Source organism: Halomonas sp. HL-93, from assembly GCF_900086985.1.
Lineage (GTDB): Bacteria > Pseudomonadota > Gammaproteobacteria > Pseudomonadales > Halomonadaceae > Vreelandella.
The window spans coordinates 775,343-796,781 of record NZ_LT593974.1 but is presented as its reverse complement, the minus strand read 5'-3'; the positions used below and the strand labels follow the sequence as shown (position 1 = coordinate 796,781).

17 protein-coding genes are annotated in these 21,439 nt (G+C 57.5%); 5 read left to right on the top strand and 12 right to left on the bottom strand.

Annotated features, from left to right (window positions below):
- Positions 1 to 80 precede the first annotated feature (80 nt).
- Both GA0071314_RS03555 and GA0071314_RS03550 read left to right on the top strand, forming a co-directional pair.
- Positions 81 to 596, top strand: a complete 516-nt coding sequence (locus GA0071314_RS03555; protein ID WP_074395350.1) for a hypothetical protein — start codon at positions 81 to 83, stop codon at positions 594 to 596.
- A gap of 106 nt (positions 597 to 702) precedes the next feature.
- The gene (locus tag GA0071314_RS03550; protein WP_074395349.1) at positions 703 to 4,647 is read left to right on the top strand and encodes a hybrid sensor histidine kinase/response regulator; all 3,945 of its coding nucleotides are present in this window, start codon (positions 703 to 705) and stop codon (positions 4,645 to 4,647) included.
- A 123-nt stretch (positions 4,648 to 4,770) separates the two neighbouring features.
- Here GA0071314_RS03550 and GA0071314_RS03545 read toward each other — a convergent pair whose 3' ends face one another.
- The 3 genes from GA0071314_RS03545 to GA0071314_RS03535 all read right to left on the bottom strand — a co-directional run bounded on the left by GA0071314_RS03545 (position 4,771) and on the right by GA0071314_RS03535 (position 8,389).
- Positions 4,771 to 5,433 carry a LuxR C-terminal-related transcriptional regulator gene (locus GA0071314_RS03545; RefSeq protein WP_066318388.1) on the bottom strand — a complete coding sequence of 221 codons (663 nt, stop codon included), beginning with the start codon at positions 5,431 to 5,433 and terminating at the stop codon, positions 4,771 to 4,773.
- Positions 5,434 to 5,698: 265 nt separating this feature from the next.
- A complete protein-coding gene (gene acs / locus GA0071314_RS03540; protein WP_074395348.1) occupies positions 5,699 to 7,648 on the bottom strand; it encodes an acetate--CoA ligase in 1,950 nt (649 codons plus the stop codon).
- A gap of 180 nt (positions 7,649 to 7,828) precedes the next feature.
- Positions 7,829 to 8,389, bottom strand: a complete 561-nt coding sequence (locus tag GA0071314_RS03535; protein WP_231896504.1) for a SprT family zinc-dependent metalloprotease — start codon at positions 8,387 to 8,389, stop codon at positions 7,829 to 7,831.
- Positions 8,390 to 8,437: 48 nt separating this feature from the next.
- On the opposite strand from GA0071314_RS03535, the gene GA0071314_RS03530 reads away from it, so the two are divergent.
- The gene (locus tag GA0071314_RS03530; RefSeq protein WP_074395347.1) at positions 8,438 to 9,100 is read left to right on the top strand and encodes a YecA/YgfB family protein; all 663 of its coding nucleotides are present in this window, start codon (positions 8,438 to 8,440) and stop codon (positions 9,098 to 9,100) included.
- Here GA0071314_RS03530 and GA0071314_RS03525 read toward each other — a convergent pair whose 3' ends face one another.
- The 7 genes from GA0071314_RS03525 to ampD all read right to left on the bottom strand — a co-directional run bounded on the left by GA0071314_RS03525 (position 9,101) and on the right by ampD (position 18,377).
- Entirely contained in the window at positions 9,101 to 10,222 is a 1,122-nt protein-coding gene (locus GA0071314_RS03525) for a phospholipase D-like domain-containing protein (RefSeq protein ID WP_074395346.1), read from the bottom strand.
- A gap of 21 nt (positions 10,223 to 10,243) precedes the next feature.
- Complete coding sequence (locus GA0071314_RS03520) at positions 10,244 to 10,951, bottom strand: class I SAM-dependent methyltransferase (protein ID WP_074395345.1); 708 nt, start codon at positions 10,949 to 10,951, stop codon at positions 10,244 to 10,246.
- Positions 10,948 to 11,646 carry a tRNA (adenosine(37)-N6)-threonylcarbamoyltransferase complex dimerization subunit type 1 TsaB gene (gene tsaB / locus GA0071314_RS03515; RefSeq protein WP_074395344.1) on the bottom strand — a complete coding sequence of 233 codons (699 nt, stop codon included), beginning with the start codon at positions 11,644 to 11,646 and terminating at the stop codon, positions 10,948 to 10,950. Before tsaB ends, GA0071314_RS03520 begins: the two co-directional genes overlap by 4 nt.
- A 114-nt stretch (positions 11,647 to 11,760) precedes the next feature.
- Positions 11,761 to 12,414, bottom strand: coding sequence for an adenylate kinase (gene adk / locus GA0071314_RS03510; RefSeq protein WP_074395343.1), 654 nt, complete (start codon positions 12,412 to 12,414; stop codon positions 11,761 to 11,763).
- A gap of 239 nt (positions 12,415 to 12,653) precedes the next feature.
- On the bottom strand, positions 12,654 to 14,693 hold the full coding sequence (gene aceF / locus GA0071314_RS03505) for a pyruvate dehydrogenase complex dihydrolipoyllysine-residue acetyltransferase (RefSeq protein ID WP_074395342.1): 2,040 nt from the start codon (positions 14,691 to 14,693) through the stop codon (positions 12,654 to 12,656).
- 57 nt (positions 14,694 to 14,750) lie between these two features.
- Entirely contained in the window at positions 14,751 to 17,423 is a 2,673-nt protein-coding gene (gene aceE, locus GA0071314_RS03500; RefSeq protein ID WP_074395341.1) for a pyruvate dehydrogenase (acetyl-transferring), homodimeric type, read from the bottom strand.
- A 351-nt stretch (positions 17,424 to 17,774) separates the two neighbouring features.
- Positions 17,775 to 18,377, bottom strand: coding sequence for a 1,6-anhydro-N-acetylmuramyl-L-alanine amidase AmpD (gene ampD, locus GA0071314_RS03495; protein WP_074398409.1), 603 nt, complete (start codon positions 18,375 to 18,377; stop codon positions 17,775 to 17,777).
- A gap of 83 nt (positions 18,378 to 18,460) precedes the next feature.
- Between ampD and nadC the strand changes: the two genes are divergently transcribed.
- Entirely contained in the window at positions 18,461 to 19,315 is an 855-nt protein-coding gene (gene nadC / locus GA0071314_RS03490; RefSeq protein WP_074395340.1) for a carboxylating nicotinate-nucleotide diphosphorylase, read from the top strand.
- A 10-nt stretch (positions 19,316 to 19,325) separates the two neighbouring features.
- On the opposite strand, the gene GA0071314_RS03485 is transcribed toward nadC, so the two are convergent.
- Positions 19,326 to 19,847 (bottom strand): GNAT family N-acetyltransferase, encoded by a 522-nt coding sequence (locus GA0071314_RS03485; protein ID WP_074395339.1) that lies wholly within the window; start codon positions 19,845 to 19,847, stop codon positions 19,326 to 19,328.
- Between the two features lie 116 nt (positions 19,848 to 19,963).
- On the opposite strand from GA0071314_RS03485, the gene tsaA reads away from it, so the two are divergent.
- Positions 19,964 to 20,701 (top strand): tRNA (N6-threonylcarbamoyladenosine(37)-N6)-methyltransferase TrmO, encoded by a 738-nt coding sequence (tsaA, locus tag GA0071314_RS03480; RefSeq protein WP_074395338.1) that lies wholly within the window; start codon positions 19,964 to 19,966, stop codon positions 20,699 to 20,701.
- Here the strand turns inward: tsaA and purC are convergent.
- Positions 20,698 to 21,414 carry a phosphoribosylaminoimidazolesuccinocarboxamide synthase gene (gene purC, locus GA0071314_RS03475; RefSeq protein ID WP_074395337.1) on the bottom strand — a complete coding sequence of 239 codons (717 nt, stop codon included), beginning with the start codon at positions 21,412 to 21,414 and terminating at the stop codon, positions 20,698 to 20,700. The two genes, tsaA and purC, sit on opposite strands and share 4 nt — an antisense overlap.
- Between the last annotated feature and the right edge of the window lie 25 nt (positions 21,415 to 21,439).

Genomic DNA, 21,439 nt, shown 5'->3' with positions numbered 1-21,439 from the left:
CCCAAGTGTCACAGGCTTTGGAACCGACCCGCCATCGGGCTTCCTCCGGGAGGCCCGATGGCTTTTTAGAAGGACGTATTATGATTTGGCATTTGATTGCCGCCGTATTTGCTGGCTTGGCGGCGGCAGGGATTGGTCTATTACTGCGTACGTTGAGTGGCAAGCGACTGCCTAAATGGATCGTGCCGGTCTTCGGCGGGCTGGGTATGCTCAGCTATCAAATCTATGTCGAGTATTCTTGGTTTGAACATAAGCAACAACAGCTTCCTGAAACCGCCGAGGTTATTTCCAGCGACACTAGCCAACAGGTCTGGCGACCCTGGACCTTTATGTTTCCTATGACCACCGAGTTCAGCGTGGTGGATAGCGAGAATATCAAACTCGGCACCAGCGGCGATGACCGTCTGGCGCAATTTATTCTCTACCAGTTTGAACGCCATTATACCGATGTCGTCACCCATCAGCCGTATTTGCTCAACTGCGATAGCCGTGAACTGGTTCCCCTTGAGCCAGAAACCCGCGAGCCGCAAGTCGACCAAATGCGCACACTACGTGACACCTCACCACTGCTTAACAATGTTTGCGACGGCGTGTAAGCCTTCGCATTTCACGCCTGACGCCCCATCTCATTTCGCCTAGAATGGGGCGCTGGACGAGTAGCCCATAGCGGCTTGATCGATAGGCAACAGGCGGGGGAAGGCTATGTTTCATGGCGGACTGTTAGTCGCGGTATCGCTTTTGTATATCGCGGTGCTCTTCGCTATCGCCTGGTACGGTGACCGTCGTGCTCGAAAAGTCGGAGCAACACGCCGCCGCCCTATTATTTACAGCCTTGCCCTGGCGATTTATTGCACCTCCTGGACGTTTTATGGGGCTGTAGGCCAAGCCGCGACGGCCGGCTGGTCGTTCGCCAGTATCTTTGTCGGGCCGGTGCTTACGTTTTTACTGTTCTGGCCTGTGCTTGCGAAAATGATCCGCGTGGCCAAGCACCAAAACGTCACTTCTATCGCCGACTTTATCGCCTCGCGCTACGGTAAAACCCAGTCGTTGGCAGCCTTCGCCAGCCTCGTGGCACTAGTGGGCACCCTGCCCTACATCGCCCTTCAGTTAAAAGCTGTCTCCACCACTTTCAGCGTATTAACCGACGAAGGCGACATGACCAATGCGCCACTGTTTGGCGATACTGCCTTTTATGTGGCCGTGGTGATGGCTATTTTCGCCATCCTGTTCGGTACGCGGCATACCGATGCCACCGAGCACCACGAAGGCTTAATCCACGCGGTCGCCTTCGAGTCATTGGTCAAGCTGCTCGCCTTCGTGGTGCTCGGGGTGTTCGTCACCTGGGGGATGTTCGACGGCCTGGGCGAGCTGATGGGTTATGCAGAAACGCATCTGGAGTTACAGCGCCAACTGGCCAACCAGGACTTCGGTCAGAGCTTCTGGGCGCAAACCCTGCTGGCCATGCTGGCGATTCTCTGCCTGCCCCGCCAATTCCATGTGGCGGTCGTCGAGAACACCCACCACGACGATGCGACGAAAGCACGCTGGCTGTTTCCTCTCTACCTGATCGTGATCGCGTTTTTCGTCGTGCCGCTGGCGGCCGCCGGCCTAATGCTGTTTTCCGACACCTCGGTTGAACCGGATACCTACGTATTGGCGCTTTCCATGGCGTCCGGCCATGAATGGCTGACTCTGCTGACGTTCATTGGCGGGTTTTCCGCCGCGACCGGCATGGTCATTGTGGCGGCGGTCGCCGTGTCGATCATGATCTCCAATGAAATCGTCATTCCTGCGCTTTTCCGTTTGCGCTGGTTCGACACCAAGGCGCGCGATTACGGTCGCCTGGTCCTGCGTGCGAGACGACTGACCATTGTCGCTGTCCTGGCCATGGCCTACGGCTTCTACCAGATGATCGCCGAGTTCACCTCGCTGGCGTCGATTGGCATGCTGTCCTTTGCGGCGGCGGCACAATTCGCTCCTGCGCTGATCGGCGGCCTGTACTGGAAGCGCGGTAACCGGCTTGGGGTTATCGTCGGCATGAATGCCGGCTTTGCCATTTGGGTTTATAGCCTGCTCATGCCCGCCATGATTAACGCCGATGTGCTGCCGGCCAACTGGCTGGATGGCGGCCCCCTAGGGCTCGCGTGGCTCTCGCCCACGGCGCTGTTTGGCCTGAATCTGGGCGACAGTTTTACTCATGGGGTAATGCTATCGCTGGGCGTCAATTTATTCTGCTACATCTTTGTTTCCCAGGTGACGTCACAGCGCGTGGTCGAGCGTATTCAGGCGTCACTGTTTGTGGATAGCGTTGAGACCCGCCAAACCTCGGTTAACCGCCCCTGGACGGGGGCCACCACAGTGGGCGATTTGAAGGTGCTCTGTGAGCGTTTTCTGGGCGCCGGGCAGGTGGGCCGCGCTTTTGAGGACTATGCACGACGGGCGGGCAAACCGTTGGATGATGGCACCCGTGCCTCTATCGATGTGATCCAGTTCACCGAGCGCTTTCTCGCTTCAGTGCTTGGCGCATCGTCGGCAAGGATCGTGGTCAACTCTGCCCTCCAGGGGCGCGGGATCGGCATTTCCGACGTCATCTCGATCGTCGATGAAGCCTCCCAGGTGCTCGAATTCAACCGCGCGCTGCTGCAGGCCACCATCGAGAACATTAACCAGGGCATCAGCGTTGTCGATCAAAACCTACGTCTGGTGGTATGGAATCAGCGCTATCTAGAACTGTTTCGCTTTCCCGACCACCTGATACGCGTGGGCGCACCGATGGACCGCATCTTCCGATACAACGCCCACAACGGCGAGTACGGCCCAGGCGATCCCGAAGAGCACGTTCAGCTGCTGCTCGACAACATTCGCGACGGCCAGCCGCACCGCTACGTTCGTTACCGGCAGGATGGCAGCGTGCTCGAAGTGCAGGGCAACCCGATGCCGGGTGGCGGCTTCGTGTATACCTATCAGGATATTACCCAGCAGAAACGCATCGAAGAAGCGCTGATTCGCTCCGAAAACAACATCCGTATTTACACCGATAACGTTCCCGCGCTGATCGCCTACTTCGATAAAGAGTGTCGTTACCTGTTCACCAACCGCGCTTATGAACAGGCCTTCGGTATCGACCGTAACGCGGTGATCGGCAAGCGCTACGAAGATGTTCTGCCAGAACGGCAGGCCCAGGAGCGAGCGCCCTGGGTAGCCCTTACATTGGCCGGTGAGCGAGTAAGCTTTGAAGTAGCCATGCAGTTGAATGACGCCATGCGCTACATGCTGGTCACCTATACGCCCCACTTCGGTGACAGCCAGTCGATTCTCGGGTTCTTTGCGCTTTATCAGGACATTACCGAACGCCGACAGGCCGAGATTGCGCTTAAGGAAACCAACGAAACCCTTGAAGAACGCGTACGTGAACGTACCCAGGCGCTCTCCGAAGCCAACGCCGCCCTGCGTCAGGAGAATCGTGTCCGCGCTGAAGCCGAGCAGGCACTGCGCCAGGCCAAGCAGTTGGCCGAAGATGCCAACGCCTCAAAAACGCGCTTTTTAGCGGCGGCAAGCCACGACTTACTCCAGCCGTTGAATGCCGCCCGCCTATTCACCTCGGCGCTGATGCAAAATGTCACCGTGCCGGATACCCAGCGCACCATTGGCCATATCGATAATTCATTGCAAGCGGCGGAAGAACTGCTCAGTACGCTGCTGGATATTTCCAAACTCGACGCAGGCGCTCTAACGCCGCGGCGCAGCCATTTCGCGCTGGCCGATATCTTCCGGCCGCTGCGCGCAGAGTTCGAAGTGATGGCCGACGACCGCGGGCTTGACCTGGTCGTGGTCCCCACCCAGCAGTGGGTCGATTCGGACCCGCAAATGTTGCGCCGCATTGTGCAGAACTTTCTTTCCAACGCGATTCGCTATACCCAGGAGGGCCGTGTACTGCTGGGCTGTCGACGCCAAGGCGAGCGGCTGGTGATTGAGGTATGGGATAGCGGTCCCGGGATTCCTGACTCGAAGCTCAGCGAGATTTTCCAAGAGTTTCGTCGTCTCGACCAGGTATCGCGGCACAAAGAGAGTGAAAAAGGCCTCGGTCTGGGGCTTTCCATTGCCGATCGCATGAGCCGTGTGCTTGATCATCCCATCAAGGTGCGTTCATGGGTGGGAACCGGCACCGTCTTCTCGGTGAGCGTGCCGCACGTTGCAGCACGCGAGCCCAGCGCCGAGGATGAGGAACACGGGCCACGGCGCAGCGGCAACAAGCTGACCGGCACCCGGATTGTGTGCATCGACAACGAAACGCTGATTCTCGAAGGCATGACTGCCATGCTCAGCGGCTGGGGGTGCGAGGTATTCACCGCCACCAGCATCGGCGGCGCCAAGTCGATCCTGCGCAACATGGACGGTGACCCAGACGCCATCCTGGCCGACTACCACCTGGATAACGAGGTCACCGGGTTGATGGCGCTGGAAGCCTTAAGCGAGCGTCTGGTTGGCGCCGTCCCCGGCATCGTGATTACCGCCGACCGCACCGAGGCGGTAGCCGAAGAGGTCAAGCGTGCCGGGTATCAGCTGCTGCTCAAGCCGGTACGACCTGCAGCCCTACGGGCGCTGTTGACGCGTACGCTGCAGGCCAGCCGAGCGGGTAAGGCCTAGCTGGAAGCTGGATGACAGCTTGAATGAAACTGCCTCCGTGGCAAGACCACGGAGGCAGTTTTTCCTTCTCGCTGCCAGGCGCGAAGCGCCGCTCTTCCAGCTACTAGCTCCGGGCGAAGCCCATCAGGACTCGACTTTGGGCGGCTCGACTTCCAGTTTTTGCGCTGCAATCACCGCCTGGGTGCGCGAGTGCACGCCTAGCTTACGCAAAATCGCCGTGACGTGCGCCTTGATGGTCGCTTCGGAAACGTTAAGTTCGTAGGCGATCTGCTTGTTCAGCAACCCTTCCGTGAGCATGTTGAGCACCCGGAATTGCTGTGGCGTTAGCGAAGCAATCGCTTCGGCAAAGCGCGATTCTTCTTCACTGGTCTCTTCCAATACACCCGCCAACGCCTCGGGCAACCATACCTCACCCTGCAAAATCTCGCTGACCGCTTCGGCGATAAGCTGCAGCGACGACGATTTAGGAATAAAGCCTGATGCACCATAGTCGATGGCACGACGCACCACATATGGCTCGTCACTACCTGACACAACTGCTACGGGAATATCAGGCATTTGCCCGCGCAGCTGGATCAGGCCTGAAAAACCATGGGCACCTGGCATGTGTAAATCCAGCAGGATAAGGTCAGCATCCGGGTGTCGGTTGACCACCTCGGTAGTCGCCTCCATGGTATCGGCTTCGACGATTTCTGCCTGCGGGGCCAGTTGGCGTAACGCCTGGGTGAGCGCTGCACGAAACAGCGGGTGGTCGTCTGCGACGATAAACTTGTGGGCTACTGCCATGGATATTCCTCCGGTTCCTCAAGCAGCGGGGTTTGCTGCTGCCGCGACGCTAGGCTCATACGGTTGAAGCATGGTACCCCATGGACTTCGTCATGCCCAAGCATCACATGCACAATTTGTAATGGATTCTTCATCACACTCAACATAGCAGTGCCGGCGCGTTGGCCGGCACTGACATTTCATCGCCCTTAGGAGAGGAGCCAAAAAGCTTAGCCTACCCCCTCTCACCGGCCCAGCGGTGACCACCACAGGGCCGGTGAATGGACTATTGATTAGCGCGATGTTCGATTAACTCATCCACTACCGAAGGATCAGCCAGCGTGCTGGTATCCCCTAATCCATCGCATTCATTGGCCGCAATCTTGCGCAGAATACGACGCATGATCTTGCCTGAGCGGGTTTTAGGAAGGCCCGGCGCCCACTGAATGACATCCGGCGAGGCAATCGGACCGATATCCTTGCGAACCCACTGGGTCAGTTCTTTTTTCAGCTCATCCGTCGGGTCGACCTCATCGTTCAAGGTCACGTAAATATAGATGCCCTGGCCTTTAATATCGTGGGGGAAGCCCACCACAGCGGCTTCGGCCACGGCAGAGTGGGCAACCAGCGACGATTCGATCTCGGCGGTCCCCATCCGGTGGCCGGAGACGTTCAGGACATCGTCAACCCGTCCGGTGATCCAGTAATAACCGTCTTCATCACGACGACAGCCATCACCGGTAAAGTACATGTTGTCATACGTAGAGAAGTAGGTCTGCACAAAGCGCTCATGGTCGCCCCAGATTGACCGTGCCTGGCCGGGCCAAGCATCCAGAATGACCAGGTTGCCTTCAGCGGCGCCTTCGAGCAGTTTACCGTCGTTATCCACCAGGGCGGGCTGAACGCCAAAGAACGGCTTGGTGGCCGACCCTGGCTTGAGCGGCGTAGCCCCCGGCAGCGGCGAGATCATGATGCCGCCGGTTTCGGTCTGCCACCAGGTATCCACGATCGGGCACTTTTCGTTACCGATGACGCGATAGAACCACTCCCACGCTTCAGGATTGATCGGCTCACCCACTGAACCCAGCAGGCGGAGTGAGTCGCGCTTGCTTGAGTCCATGACGTTTTCACCATGGGCCATCAACGCACGCACGGCAGTGGGTGCGGTATATAGAATATTGACGTTGTGCTTGTCGACGATGTCGCCCATCCGCCCGTGGGTCGGATAGCTGGGAACGCCCTCAAACATCAGCGTGGTGGCCCCGTTGGCCAGCGGACCATAAACAATGTAGCTGTGCCCGGTGACCCAGCCGACATCGGCGGTACACCAGTAAACTTCACCGTCCTGATAATCAAACACGTACTGGTGGGTCATGGCCGCGTAGGTCAGGTACCCGCCGGTAGTGTGCTTCAACCCCTTGGGCGCGCCGGTAGACCCGGATGTGTAAAGAATAAACAAAGGATCTTCAGCGCCCATTGCTTCGGGTTCACACTCGGTGGACTGCTTGTCGACCAAGGCGTCAAACCATAGATCGCGGCCCTCATTCCACTCGATTTCGCCACCGGTGCGCTTGACGACTAATACGTTTTTGCAGACATCGGTGCCCTCACGGGTCAGTGCCGCGTCGACATTGTCTTTCAGCGGCACCTGCTTGCCACCACGCACCGATTCATCGGCGGTGATCACAAGTTTTGAGTCGGCCCCGATAACCCGTTGCGCCACGGCGTCGGGGGAGAAACCACCAAACACGACCGAATGCACCGCCCCGATGCGCGCACAGGCCAGCATGGCCATTGCCGCTTCAGGAATCATCGGCATGTACAGGGTGACCGTGTCGCCTTTACCGATACCTAGTTCTTTCAGGCCGTTGGCCAGTTGATTGGTACGCTCGTAAAGCTCGCGGTAGCTGATGTGTTTGGACTCATTGGGGTCATCGCCTTCCCAGATAATCGCAGTCTGGTCGCCGCGCTTCTCAAGATGCCGGTCCAAACAGTTGGCGGCGACGTTGAGTAGGCCGTCCTCAAACCAGCGAATATCGACATTATCACGCGCGAAGGAAGTGCTTTTGATGGTGGCGGGCGCCTTAATCCAGTCAAGCCGCTTGGCCTGCTCGGCCCAGAAGCCTTCCGGATCGTCTACCGACTGCTGGTACATGGCCTGGTAGGTGGCTTCGTCAGCCCACGCGTTGGCGGCGATATCCTCGCGCACCGGATAGACGTTCTGCTGTTCGCTCATGAAATTGCCTCTGTCCGTGGAAATGCACTCTCTAAAGGAATGTAGCCGATATAATATTTAACGTTACCGGCACCACATATTGTTACCCTAGCATAAACCTCTCAGCGTGAGCTTCCCTTTAGACATTGGTATTAACATTTTTAATATAAATTACAATAACTTATAATAGAAACAGCGACTCTATTCCGCACAGTAGACCAAGGTCTCAGCACAGTGGCGACAGCGATAACGACGACCTTTTACCACCAAAGCATGACGCCGCGCCGTCAACTGATGATGCTGACACCCACACCGATAGCGATAAGGGGCCGGCTGAGCACGACCGATATCAAAGCGATGAGTTACTCGGGGCGTCAGACCAAACAGGTCACGCATCACGGTTTTCCATTCGCGCCCATGCGGCTTTAGGCGTGTCCCATCGGCGAGATGAAACACCAGCCAGTGGGCCATTTCATGAGGGATCACCTCGTCAAAAAATGCACGGCGGTTTTCATTCAGCAGCACCGGATTAAACCTTACCCCGCCACGGCCGAGATGCGCCTGTCCAGCGGACGCCCCCTTTAAATCAAACCATACCGCTGGCCGAGGCAGCTCGGGGTAGACCTCGCGACAGCGCTGCCAGGCAAGATCGGCTCGCTCACGGGCAGCCTGGTGCAGTGCTTGCGTCGATAAAGCCGCAAGTGCTGCATCCGGCCAAGGGGGGAGTGGCTTAGTATTCATTAGTGATAAACTAGTGGTCATTATGTCTTTTTGACTGTTTGTTTCCGCTGCTCATTGACGAGGCTTCTTATGCCAGCGCCCCCCAACACGCCCGAAGAGGCTATTCCGCCGCAGCCGCTGCTTGACGATGAACAACTCGATAAGCTGGACGATTTTCTCGATTCCGACCAGGTCGACGAAGATGCGCTCGACCTGATTTCAGCGCATGGATTTCTCGTTGCGCTGGCGGTCGGCCCAAGCGAAGTACCGCCTAGCCAATGGCTTGCAGAGCTGTTTCATGGCGTGCCTCGCTATGCCGACAATGAACAGCGCGATGAGATCACCCATCTGCTCACGCTGCTACGCGATAACGCCATGTCTGTACTGGAGCAAGGCGGATTGCCCGAACTCCCCTTCGAGCTGACGCTTGCCGGTATTTCTGCCGAAGAGACCCCCATAGGCGACTGGTGCGCTGGCTTCATGGAAGGCGTGTTCTGCGATGAGAGCGCCTGGTTCCAAGACGATGAAGAAACTGCGGCCACGCTGCTATTGCCCTTTATGCTGCTTTCAGGGCTATTTGACGACGAGCCGGATATGGCCGACATGGCCAACGACTTGGAGCGTCAGGAAACTCTGGTAGCGCAGTTGCCGGAGCTGGTACTCGATCTATATCTACATTACCGCGTACCGCCGGAAACTCCCAAGCCCAAACCACGCAAAAAAACACCGGCCAAAGGCAAACCACGCCGGTAGTTACTTGAGCCGCATCACCAAGGCGTCCAGCAACCCATAGAGCCATTCTTTAGCGCGCTGCCTTAAGGGCCGCGCCGCCCATTTGGCGGCATCCACTTCGTCACTCGCGGCAAAGTGGCGCTCGAAAAGCTCGCATACTTGTTGAGCCAGCCTGGGATCATCAACCTCTTGATTTGCCTCGAGGTTCCAGTGGAGATTCCAATGGTCGAAATTACACGACCCGATACTTACCCACTCATCGGCCAGCACAAATTTAGCGTGGATAAACGACGGTTTAAACTCGTAGATGCGCACGCCAGACTTGAGCATCGCATGATAAAACCGTTGCCCGGCATAGCGCACGCCAGGATGGTCGTGCTGGGCACCCGGCAGCAAAAGCCGCACATCGATACCGCGTTTGGCGGCACGCATCAAGCGCCGACGTAAGCGAAATGTCGGCACAAAATAGGGCGTACACAGCCATAGTCGCTGCCTTGTCTGCCCTATGCGTTGGTGTAGCGAATAACGAATTGCCTGGTAGCGATAGCCTCTTGCCGACACCACTCGCCCGCGCGCACCATCGGCATAGCTAGGTGACGTACGCTGGTCGGGCAACGCTTGAATGCGCGTCTGGGCTTTATCAGGGCGAGCCAGCCGCGACCGCCATAGCCGCCTAAACAACGCTTCCCAATCAGCGACTACCGGACCTTCAACCTGCACCGCGATTTCGTACCATGCGTCAAGAAACTCATCCACCGCGCCAAACCCGCCGGTGAATGCCACCTCCCCGTCTACCACCACGATTTTGCGATGGTCACGACTCAAGTTGCGCGCCAGAGAATGAAAACCCAGAGGGTTAAAAAAGCGCAGTTGCACCCCAGCCTGCATCAGGCGATGGCGGTCTTCGCTCGCCAAGCCCATTGAGCCAAACCCGTCTAGCAGCAAACATACCGGTACGCCCCGCTTTACGGCTTTGATCAGCGCCTCGCTAACCTGGTCAGCCAGCTTGCCCGACTCCATCAAATAGAGCTCAACCAGTACATAATGCTGGGCATGATGAATCGCCCCAAGCATCGCGGGTAAAAAACGCGAGGCTTCGGGAAGCAGGGTAAAGCGATTGCTGTCTCGCCACTTCGGCGACATAAGCCCTCCTTGGTGGCGTTGCTAGCGGGTCAGGGCGCGATGAACATACATGTCGTAGCGACTGGTTTTGCCTTGTAGCGTGTGCTGAGGTGTGGGCCCGGCAATCGGCGGCGCTTTACGAGGGCGTTTAACCACCACACGGTGCGTCGCGACGTCTAAAGCGGCTTCCAGTAGACGCGGCGCATCATCATCGTCCCCGGCCAACGCCCGAAACAGGCGCATTTCTTTTTTAACCAGCGCAGATTTTTCGCGGTGGGGAAACATGGGGTCAAGATGAATCACCTGAGGATCAAAAGCAGCGTCAGCCACTAGCATGGCCAATGCCTGGGCGGCATCACCATGGCGAAAAGTCATCCGCGCGGCGATGGGTGCGGTTTCCGCAGTGTTAGCCGCACGCGTCAAGCCATCGTCTAACAGTGCGGCAATGGCCGGCACGCGCTCGATCATCAATACCGATGCGCCCAGACTTGCCAGTACAAAGGCATCACGCCCCAGCCCCGCTGTGGCATCCACCACATTGGGGCTTACGCCCTTGCTCAGCCCGCAGGCTTTGGCAATTAGTTGACCACGCCCGCCGCCAAACTGGCGCCGGTGCGCCGCCCGGCCGGTAACAAAATCAACGCTGAGCGGTTTGCCGAACTGTCGCTCATCGCCGGCTAACACCAATTGGCCATCGTGGTAGGCAAGCGTTAACCCAGCGGGCAATGTACCGACATCGGACAGCGTCATGCCGGCTTTTTCCAGGCCACCTGGTTGCGCAGGTAAACCGGCTGCACGGCGTAGGCGGGTTGCCCAAGGCCGGCGGCGAAATCCCGAGCGGCCAGCCAGGCCATTTCTTCAGCTCGCGGTTCCAGATCGGTCAGATGATGCGTCATCGCGGCCTGCAGCGGCGTGCTGAACTGCTCCCAAAGCGTAAAGCCCGACCCCACCCCCACCCAGTCGGTTTCTTCGTCGGGCAGGGTCACCCTTTCGGGAGCCAACACGGCCTCGTCGCCCTGACGCCGCAGGCTGTCATTCAAACAGTGCCACATTGCCACATAGACTTCCCCCATGCGGGCATCCAGCGCCGTTACGACATGGCGCAAGTGATAGCGACGATGGGCCTGTAGAGCAAGCGCTTCCAGCGTAGAAATGCCCAGCAGCGGGCGGTCCAGCCCAAACGCCAGGCCCTGAGCCGCCCCAGCCGCAATGCGCAGCCCGGTAAAGGCGCCAGGACCACAACCATAGGCAACCGCATCCAACTGGCTTGCGGAAAGCTGTGCATCGGCCAATACGTCATCGATCATCGGCATCAGCCGCCGCGTATGCCCCCGCGGGGTCATCTCAAAGCGCGCCACGCACTCGCTGTGGTCAGCGTCCTTACGAAGCAAAGCAGCCGAGCAGGCACTGGATGACGCATCGAGAGCAAGCAGATATAGCGACATAACGGTTCAGCACTCGTAAACAATAAACGGGCATTGTACCTTTGCCATGCCCAAACGACGATGGCTCGCCGTTGGCGAGCCATCACGTATTCGCAGGTCAGCCTTTAACAGGGCTTAACTCAGCGCGTTTTTCACCTGGCGGGTAATCTCATCCACGCTGCCAACCCCTTCAACGCGGTGGTATTGTGGAGCCGCTTGGGGATCATCTTTGGCCCACTGCTGATAGTAATCCACCAGCGGGGCGGTTTGGTCGTGATACACCGCCAGACGATTGCGCACGGTAGACTCCTGGTCATCTTCACGTTGGATCAGCGTTTCACCCGTCACGTCATCCTTACCCGGTTCTTTGGGTGGGTTATGCTCAACGTGGTAAACCCGCCCCGAGGCAGGATGTACACGCCGCCCCGCCAAACGATTGACAATCTCTTCGTCGGGCACGGCAATTTCCAGCACGTGATCGAGTTTAACGCCGCCTTCTTTCATGGCATCCGCCTGGGGGATAGTGCGCGGGAAGCCGTCGAACAGAAAACCATTTTCGCAGTCGGGCTGGCTGATACGCTCTTTGACCAGGTCGATGATGATATCGTCCGACACCAGGCCACCGCTGTTCATGATTTCTTTCACTTTAAGGCCCAGCTCACTACCATCCTTGATTGCCGCGCGCAGCATGTCTCCGGTGGAAATCTGGGGGATGCTATACCGCTCGCAGATAAATTGAGCTTGAGTCCCCTTCCCCGCGCCGGGGGCACCCAACAGGATTAAACGCATGGCACTGCTCCTTGAATGATAGAAATGCAAAAAATCAATTAGCCGACAATAACCGCGCCTTCCAGGCGACACAACTACCCAAAAGCCTGAAATCACTGCCCTGAAGGCATTTTTTTTAAATAAAAACAGCCAAGTGACGCCCAACTTGTACTTTGGTCGTCCTCTTATTCACAAACGGCAGCGGCCCAAACACAAGCGGCGCCCTATCGGGCGCCGCTCATGAGACCCACCTTCGCCACTTACAGCAGTAGACGTCGAATATCGGTCAGCACGTCCGCCAGGAACGCGGTAAAACGTGCTGCATCCGCACCGTTGATGGCGCGGTGATCGTAGGAAAGCGACAGCGGCATCATCAGGCGCGGCTGGAAGTCACTGCCATCCCACACCGGCTTCATCTGCGACTTGGAGACGCCCAAAATCGCCACTTCTGGTGCATTGACGATCGGCGTGAACGCGGTACCGCCAATCGAGCCAAGGCTCGAAATGGTAAAGCAACCGCCGGTCATTTCGTCACGCTTGAGCTTTTTGGTTTGCGCTTTCTTACCTAGCTCCGCCATTTCCTTGGCAATCTCAATCAAGGATTTTTTGTCGGCGTCGCGCAGTACCGGCACCATCAGTCCCTCCGGTGTATCCACCGCGATGCCGATATGCACGTAGTTTTTCCATACCAGCGTTTCGCCATCGCCTTTCAGGCTGACGTTGAATTGCGGGAACTTGCGCAGCGCAAAGGCACACGCCTTGACCAAAAACGGCAGCGGCGTCAGCTTCGCGCCCTGGGCTTCGGCCTCGGCCTTCATCGACTTACGGAAGGCTTCAAGCTCGGTAATATCCGCTTCATCAAATTGGGTAACGTGAGGCACGTTGAGCCAGCTGCGATGCAGATTGGTGGCGCCCATTTTGAGCAGCCGTCCCATCGGCTTCTCTTCGACCTCGCCAAACTGACTGAAATCGACCTCCGGTACCGGCGGAATACCTGCGCCACCGGCAGCGGCGGGGGCAGCGCCAGCCTGAGCCTTACCCTGATTGGCAATCGCCTGCTTCACATAGGCCTGCACGTCTTCTTTAAGCACGCGCTCCTTCGGGCCGCTGGGCTTAACGAGGCCCAGGTCCACGCCTAACTCCCTCGCCAGCATGCGTACGGCGGGGCCTGCATGCACCAACTTGCCATCACGCGGCTTGTGCGACGCCATCTGGGCTTCCGGGCTTGGTGTGCCGGCGGGCGATTCGGCAGATTTGGCGCTTGGCTGGCTAGCGCTGCTCTGCTGGGCTTTCTCCGGCTGGGCTTTTTTGGGGGCTGATTTCTTGGCGCCAGCGACTTCGATATAACCGATCACATCGCCTTCAGAGACCGTATCACCCTCTTTGACCGTCAGCTCAATGAGCTTGCCTTTATAGGGACTGGGCACGTCCATGGAGGCTTTGTCGGACTCCAGCGTGATCAACGGGTCTTCTTCGTTGACCTCGTCACCGGCCGAAACGCCGATTTCAATAATCGGCACATCAGAAGAGCCTGAAAGATCCGGCACACGAATCTCTTTGCGCTCCGGTTCGCCGCTAGCGGCCTCTTCCTGATCGTCTTCCTCTACCGACTCTTCGGGCTCGCTGCTGGCTTTGCTAGACGACTGCTCAGAAGAAGCGCTTTCTTGCGGTGCATCTTCACTATCGTCGCCGCCTTCGCCTGCGATCTCCATCTTACCGATCACATCGCCTTCCGAGACGGTGTCGCCCTCTTTCACGGTAAAGCTGACGATCTTGCCGCTATGGGGGCTAGGCACGTCCATTGAGGCTTTGTCAGACTCCAGGGTGATCAGGGTGTCTTCGGCCTCGACCTCATCGCCTTCGCTGACCGCAACTTCGATAATTTCGACGCTGTCCGAGCCGCCGAGATCGGGCACTTTGATATCCACCGTCTGCTTACCGCCTGCGGACTTTTTAGCCGCGGGCTTCTGCTCTTGAGACGGCTCTTTCGGCTTATCTTGTTTCGCTGGGGCCTCTTCAGACTGGCTGTCCGACGAGCTTTCTTGCTTCTCGTCGCCGCCTCCTTCGACTTCCAGCTCAACGATATCGTCGCCTTCGGAGACAGTATCGCCCTCTTTGACCAGCACTTTGACTACCTTGCCGCCCTTAGGAGCGGGGACGTCCATGCTGGCTTTATCGGATTCAAGCGTGATTAGGGTGTCTTCCGCTTCGATGACATCGCCTTCCGACACCGCAATCTCGATGATTTCGACATCGGTATCGCCACCGATATCGGGAACTTTGATGATTTCGCTACTCAAGGTCGCGCTCCTTTAAAATCGGATCGAGCCGGCGGGCACTGCCCGCCGGGCAGCGGATCAACTGGTCAGCGGGTTCGGCTTATTGGCATCGATGCCGTACTTCTTCAGTGCTTCACCAACGTGCTTGCGATCAATCTCGCCACGGTCAGCCAACGCGCGCAGGGCCGCGACGGTCACGAAGTAACGATCTACCTCGAAGAAGTAACGCAGCTTCTCGCGGGTATCGGAACGACCAAAGCCGTCTGTGCCGAGCACGGTGTAATCACTCGGCACCCAGGCGCGCACCTGATCCGCGTAAAGCTTCATGTAGTCGGTAGACGCGATCACCGGCCCGTCACGGCCTTCCAGGCACTTGGTGACGTGGGGCTTGTTGGCATCGGCTTCCGGGCTAAGGAAGGCTTCACGTTCCAGCAGCAGCGCTTCACGACGCAGCTCGTTGAAACTCGTGACGCTCCAGATATCGGCACCGATACCCCAGTCGTTTTCCAGCAGTTCAGCGGCCGCTTCAACTTCGCGCAGGATGGTACCCGAGCCCAACAGTTGGACGCGGCCCTTATCGCCCTTGGTTTCGCGCAGCAGGTACATGCCTTTGACGATGTCCTCAGTGGGCACGTCGTCGAGCTCAGGGTGCTCGTAGTTCTCGTTCATGACCGTGAGGTAATAGAAGCAGTTCTCCTTGTTGGCGAACATGCGTTGCAAGCCGTCCTGCAGAATCACCGCCACTTCATGGGCATAGGTCGGGTCATAGCTTCTGCAGTTAGGGATGGTCGATGCCTGAATCAGGCTGTGACCGTCCTGGTGCTGCAGGCCCTCGCCGTTGAGCGTCGTGCGCCCCGCCGTGCCACCCACCATAAAGCCACGCGCCTGCAGATCGCCTGCGGCCCAGGCCAGGTCGCCGATACGCTGGAAGCCGAACATCGAGTAATAGACGTAAAACGGCAGTAGCGTGACATTATTGTTGCTGTAGGAGGTCGCCGCGGCAATCCACGCCGACATGGCCCCTGCTTCCGAAATACCTTCCTCGAGAATCTGACCCTTCTGATCCTCACGGTAGAACATGATCTGGCCTTTATCGACCGGCTCATACTTCTGGCCTTCAGAGGTGTAGATCCCCAACTGACGGAACATGCCTTCCATGCCGAAGGTACGCGCTTCATCAGGAATGATCGGCACCACTTTCTTGCCGATTTTCTTGTCTTTGACCAGCCCATTAAGCACGCGCACAAAGGCCATGGTGGTAGACACTTCACGCCCTTTGGAACCGCCCATTTGCGAGGCAAAGGCTTTGTCTTCCAGGGTCGGAATTTCCAGCGCGTCAAAGTCGCTGCGACGGCTGGGCAGGTAGCCACCCAGGCGCTCGCGCTGCAGATGCATATACTTCAGCTCAGGAGAATCATCCTCCGGCTTGTAATACGGGACCTCCTTGAGCTGCTCGTCGGTCAATGGAATGCCGAAGCGGTCGCGGAATGTCTTCAGCGCTTCGTATTCCATGCTCTTGACCTGGTGCGCTTCGTTGGCTGCTTCGCCATCGCCGCTACCCATGCCGTAGCCTTTAACCGTGTGCGCCAGGATCACCGTCGGCTTGCCGTTTGAGGTATTAACCGCTTCGTTGTACGCCGCGTATACCTTGAACGGGTCGTGGCCACCGCGGTTGAGCTTCCAGATATCTTCGTCGGAGAGATCCTTGACCATCGCCTCAGTTTCTGGATATTTACCGAAGAAGTGCTCGCGGGTGTACGCGCCGCCATTGGCTTTGTAGTTCTGGTACTCGCCGTCGACCGCTTCGTCCATACGCTTCTGAAGGATGCCTTTCTTATCCTTTTCGAACAGCGGATCCCAGTGGCGACCCCAAACGACCTTAATAACGTTCCAGCCAGCACCACGGAAGACGCCCTCGAATTCGTCCATCACGCGGGAGTTACCGCGCACCGGGCCGTCAAGGCGCTGTAAGTTACAGTTGATGACGAAGATCAGGTTGTCGAGATTTTCACGACCCGCCAGGGAAATAGCCCCCAGGGATTCCGGCTCGTCACACTCGCCGTCACCCATGAAGCACCAGATCTTGCGGTCATACATATCCTTCAGCTCACGGTGATGAAGGTACTTCATCACGTGGGCTTGATAGATCGCCTGGATCGGGCCAAGGCCCATGGATACCGTGGGGAACTGCCAGTAATCCGGCATTAGCCACGGGTGCGGGTAAGAAGACAGGCCGTCGCCATCAACTTCCTGACGGAATTTATCCATCTGCGCTTCGCTGAGGCGGCCTTCCAGATACGAACGCGCATAAATGCCTGGCGCCACGTGGCCTTGGATGTAAATCAGGTCGCCTTCAAAGTCGCCCTGAGGAGCGCGGAAGAAGTGGTTAAAGCCCACATCATAAAGCGTCGCCGACGACATGAAACTGGCAATGTGCCCGCCAAGGCCCGGCTTGGCCCGGTTATTGCGAATGACCTGAGCAATGGCGTTGTAACGGATCAAAGAGCGAATACGCCGCTCCATGAACAAATCACCGGGCATCGGCGCTTCACGATGAACCGGAATCGTATTGCGGTGCGGGGTTGTCACCGAGAAGGGCACCTTCATCCCGTCCCGGCGCAGGCGATCCGCCAGGCGGGTCATCAGGTAGCGGGCACGATCTTCGCCCTCACGATCCAGCACCGACTCCAGGGAATCTATCCATTCCGTGGTTTCGACCGGATCGAGATCTTCTCTTGTCTCCAGACTCATAGAGGTCTCTCCGAATGACGATAAATGACAGTCAGCCCCGCTAACCCACCGGGTCAGGGGCGGCTGTGGTGTGTCGCCACCACAGGCATGCAAGTAGCCGACGCCTGAGCGTCGCCTGGGGTTTTCGTTCTACATTCAACAAGCTACACGCCGCCAAATGTAATAAAGCTACATAAGTGTTGTAAAAGTTAGCCTTTTGTATAGGTGAAGATACCGCAAAGTCGCCACGCTGCCAATTCCAGTAAGACGGAAAAGGCTATCGAAAACAAACTATTGCACCGCAACATAAGGCATTGTTAAGACATTGGTCGGCACGACCAAGGCCCTAACCCATGTAGTCAAACTACCGTTTCATTTCCTTGTTTCACCATGACTTAAATCGCTTTTTAAAGTCGCTAACGCCTGGCGCCAATAGGCCCAATCAAACGTAGGCCCGGGGTCGGTTTTACGCAATGGCGCCACCCGTGCATGACTGGTCATGCGGGCAGTGGTAAGCGCAGGATAACGATCCAATAGCCACTGAACTGCCTCGGCTAATGTCGAATATTGAGCCTTGGTAAAGGGCGTTGTTTCGTCACCTTCAAGTTCCACACCTACCGAAAAGTCATTTAACGCTTGTCGCCAGCGTGCCTGGCGTGGATCCCACCAGCGTGAACGACCAGCGTGCCAGGCACGCTGGTCAGTATCGACAAACTGTACGCACTCGCCATCACGGCGAATCAGCAGATGGGCCGAAACCCGCAAATGGGCGATAGCCGCAAAATAAGGGTGTGCTTCAGGCGCTAACTGATTGGTGAATAACGCTTCAATGGCGGGGCCCTGAAACTGACCAGGCGGCAAGCTAATAGCATGAATCAACAGCAACGACACCTCATCAAGGGGTCGTTGATCTGCATTCGGCGACACCACATGACGTGCGCCTTGCCACCAGCCAGGAGAAGATTTTGGGTCAATCACGCGAAGGACTCCTCTACGTTGGCGCGCTCTTTCACTATAATGCCGTGCATCGACGTTAAACGCCCAGAGAATTGATCGCTATGCATTACCAAACCGCACTTGCCGAAGAAATCCGTTCCAGCGCTGCTCGCCTGCTCGCCGAGGACGTTGGCCCTGGCGATATAACGGCCCAGCTGATCCCAGATCACCAATGGGCAACCGCGGAGGTTATTACCCGAGTGCCTGCCGTACTTTGCGGGGTTGCCTGGGTCGACGATATTTTCCGCCGCCTGGACAGCCGCGTCGCGCTTCGCTGGCAAGCCGCCGATGGGGACCGCTTAGACGCCGGGCAGTGTTTTCTCACCCTGGAGGGCCCTGCACGCAGCCTACTAACAGGTGAGCGTGCCGCGCTCAACGTGCTGCAAACACTCTCGGCCACAGCAACGGTTACGCGCGCCTACGTGGATCTTATCGCCGATACCGGCGTGCGCCTGCTAGACACCCGCAAGACACTACCCAGCATGCGCTTGGCGCAGAAATACGCTGTCATGTGTGGCGGTGGCCACAACCACCGCATTGGGCTGTGGGATGCGTTTCTGATCAAGGAAAACCATATCGCCGCCTGTGGCGGCATTCAGGCCGCGGTAACACAGGCGCGCAAGCTGGCCGCCGAGCTTCCCGTTGAGGTGGAAGTCGAAAATTTTGCCGAGCTTGAGCAGGCGCTGGCGGCCAAGGCGGATGTCATCATGCTGGATAACTTCAGCCTGGATGAGCTACGCACGGCGGTGGAGCTCACGGCGGGCAACGCCACTCTTGAAGCCTCGGGTAACGTCGATACCACGACCCTGCGCGCGATTGCCGAAACAGGCGTGGATTGTATTTCCTGCGGCACGCTGACCAAAGACATCAAGGCCATTGACCTGTCGATGCGCGTCACCCGTCAAGCGACCCCGTAACCGGCAACGTTTACGTTTCGACGGCGTTGAGCCGCTTCTGAAGACGAAACCGCTGAAGTGGCTCACCACCTCGTTCGACCCACTGTTCGCCCAGGTTCTGCCAGCCTCGTCGCATCAGCCGCTCGTAAAGCGTCAAACTCGCTTCAATATGGATGCGGTCAACACCTTGTTCCAACAGCAGCCGTTCGGCGTGAATTAATAGTGTGGTGCCAATCCCTCGACCATTGAGTGCCGGCCAGACGTATAACGTTTCGACTCGCCCAGCGGGCACATCAAGCTCTATAAATCCCACGCAGCGCCCGTCACAGCTCGCGACAAGGGTCGTATACAGCGCTTGTCGAGCGGACCAGGCGGTGGCCTCACGGGGCAAGACGCTTGCCCATGCGCGCCGCTGCGTCAGGCTATAACGCGTTGCGGCCCCTTGCATCACGGCATGGTAAAACACTTCCGCCTGATCGGCGGCATCGCGTGCGCGCGCCAGGCGATAGGTCACGCGGGCCGTCGAGGGCTTTACAGTCTGATCGTCTGTCATGTTTCACCTTGTGGGCGTTAACGCTTTCTTTTTCAAGGCATGCCCTGCGCCACTGCGCTGAGAACACGGCTGCATTATACTCGGCTATCTATTTTTCCCTTTGATGAGGCAGTGTGATGCACGATGCCCCACCCGGCGAGTCTTTTGCGCTGACACCTATCGGCCATGTAATAAGCGACTACGCCGATAAATTTGGCGTGCCCCGCCAGCCTGGGCTTGCGCCTGCTGCCAATGCACAACTTGTGCTTAGTCCGCCCTACGACGATCCACTCGCCGTGCGTGGACTGGACGCTTTCAGCCATGCATGGATCAGCTTTGTGTTTCATCAAAGCCCCGAGCGCTGGTCGCCACTCGTCAGACCCCCACGATTAGGCGGTAACCGCAAAGTGGGTGTGTTTGCCAGCCGCAGCACGCATCGTCCCAACCGGCTGGGCCTTTCGCTGGTCGAACTGAGTGGCATCGATACCCGCCAGGGCGTGCGCCTGATCCTGTCAGGCTGCGATTTGGTTAACGGCACGCCCGTGGTGGATATTAAACCCTATCTGCCCTGGGCTGAAGCGCGCCCGGATGCCCAGGCCGGCTTTGCCCCCGAGGCCCCCGCTCGGCTAGCGGTGCATTTCAGTGCCGCTGCTCTGGCCCAGTTGGCAACGCGCGATGATCAAGCCTCGCTCAGGACGTTGATCGAACAGGTACTGGGCCAAGACCCTCGCCCTGCCTACCAGCAAAGCCGGCCTGCTGAACGGGTATACGGGGTGCGGCTACGCGATGTGGACGTCAAATTTTACCCACGCCAAAACGGCGAAGCCACCACGTTGGAGGTGGTGGCTATCGACACGTTGACGGCTCAACGTTAACGGGGAAAAGTAATACCTAAGCGGCGGCCTACTTCTTCGTAAGCCTCGATGACGCCACCCAGGCCTTGACGAAAGCGGTCTTTATCGAGTTTTTCTCGGGTATTGGCGTCCCATAGCCGGCACCCATCGGGAGAAAACTCATCGCCTAACACGACGTCGCCGTTAAATACACCAAACTCAAGTTTGTAATCCACCAGCAGCATATCGCCTTCTGCAAACAGCTGCTTAAGTATGTGGTTGACCTTGAAGGTGAGTGTCTTCATTTTGGCAAGTTGCTCAGGCGTCGCCCAGCCAAAGGTCTCTGCCAGTGACTCGTTGATCATCGGGTCGCCTTTGTCGTCATTCTTCAAGAACAGCTCGAACGTAGGCGGCGTCAAGGTAATGCCTTCCTCAACGCCAAGGCGCTTCACGAGACCACCTGCCGCAATATTGCGCACCACACATTCCACCGGAATCATATGCATTTTCTTGACTAGGCTTTCCGTGTCAGAAAGCTGTTTCTCGAAATGCGTTGGGATACCGGCGTCTTCTAAGCGCTCCATAATAAAGGCGTTAAAGAGGTTATTAACCATCCCCTTGCGCGCCAGCGACTCTTTTTTCTTGCCATCAAAGGCGCTGGTATCATCACGGAACTCAAGTACCAGCAGGTCCGGATCATCGGTGGTGTATACAGATTTTGCCTTACCGGCGTAGAGTTCTTGGCGCTTTTCCATGGGAGCTCCGCAAAAAGACAAAGAT

Bases quoted from the DNA above. Each gene is read 5' to 3' on its own strand.
- GA0071314_RS03535 (WP_231896504.1), bottom strand. From the start codon at position 8,389: ATGACCACTAGTTTATCACTAATGAATACTAAGCCACTCCCCCCTTGG.
- nadC (WP_074395340.1), top strand. From the start codon at position 18,461: ATGCATTACCAAACCGCACTTGCCGAAGAAATCCGTTCCAGCGCTGCT.
- tsaB (WP_074395344.1), bottom strand. From the start codon at position 11,646: ATGTCGCTATATCTGCTTGCTCTCGATGCGTCATCCAGTGCCTGCTCG.
- adk (WP_074395343.1), bottom strand. From the start codon at position 12,414: ATGCGTTTAATCCTGTTGGGTGCCCCCGGCGCGGGGAAGGGGACTCAA.
- GA0071314_RS03520 (WP_074395345.1), bottom strand. From the start codon at position 10,951: ATGACGCTGTCCGATGTCGGTACATTGCCCGCTGGGTTAACGCTTGCC.
- GA0071314_RS03525 (WP_074395346.1), bottom strand. From the start codon at position 10,222: ATGTCGCCGAAGTGGCGAGACAGCAATCGCTTTACCCTGCTTCCCGAA.
- GA0071314_RS03545 (WP_066318388.1), bottom strand. From the start codon at position 5,433: ATGGCAGTAGCCCACAAGTTTATCGTCGCAGACGACCACCCGCTGTTT.
- purC (WP_074395337.1), bottom strand. From the start codon at position 21,414: ATGGAAAAGCGCCAAGAACTCTACGCCGGTAAGGCAAAATCTGTATAC.
- GA0071314_RS03485 (WP_074395339.1), bottom strand. From the start codon at position 19,847: ATGACAGACGATCAGACTGTAAAGCCCTCGACGGCCCGCGTGACCTAT.
- tsaA (WP_074395338.1), top strand. From the start codon at position 19,964: ATGCACGATGCCCCACCCGGCGAGTCTTTTGCGCTGACACCTATCGGC.
- GA0071314_RS03555 (WP_074395350.1), top strand. From the start codon at position 81: ATGATTTGGCATTTGATTGCCGCCGTATTTGCTGGCTTGGCGGCGGCA.
- acs (WP_074395348.1), bottom strand. From the start codon at position 7,648: ATGAGCGAACAGCAGAACGTCTATCCGGTGCGCGAGGATATCGCCGCC.
- aceE (WP_074395341.1), bottom strand. From the start codon at position 17,423: ATGAGTCTGGAGACAAGAGAAGATCTCGATCCGGTCGAAACCACGGAA.
- GA0071314_RS03550 (WP_074395349.1), top strand. From the start codon at position 703: ATGTTTCATGGCGGACTGTTAGTCGCGGTATCGCTTTTGTATATCGCG.
- GA0071314_RS03530 (WP_074395347.1), top strand. From the start codon at position 8,438: ATGCCAGCGCCCCCCAACACGCCCGAAGAGGCTATTCCGCCGCAGCCG.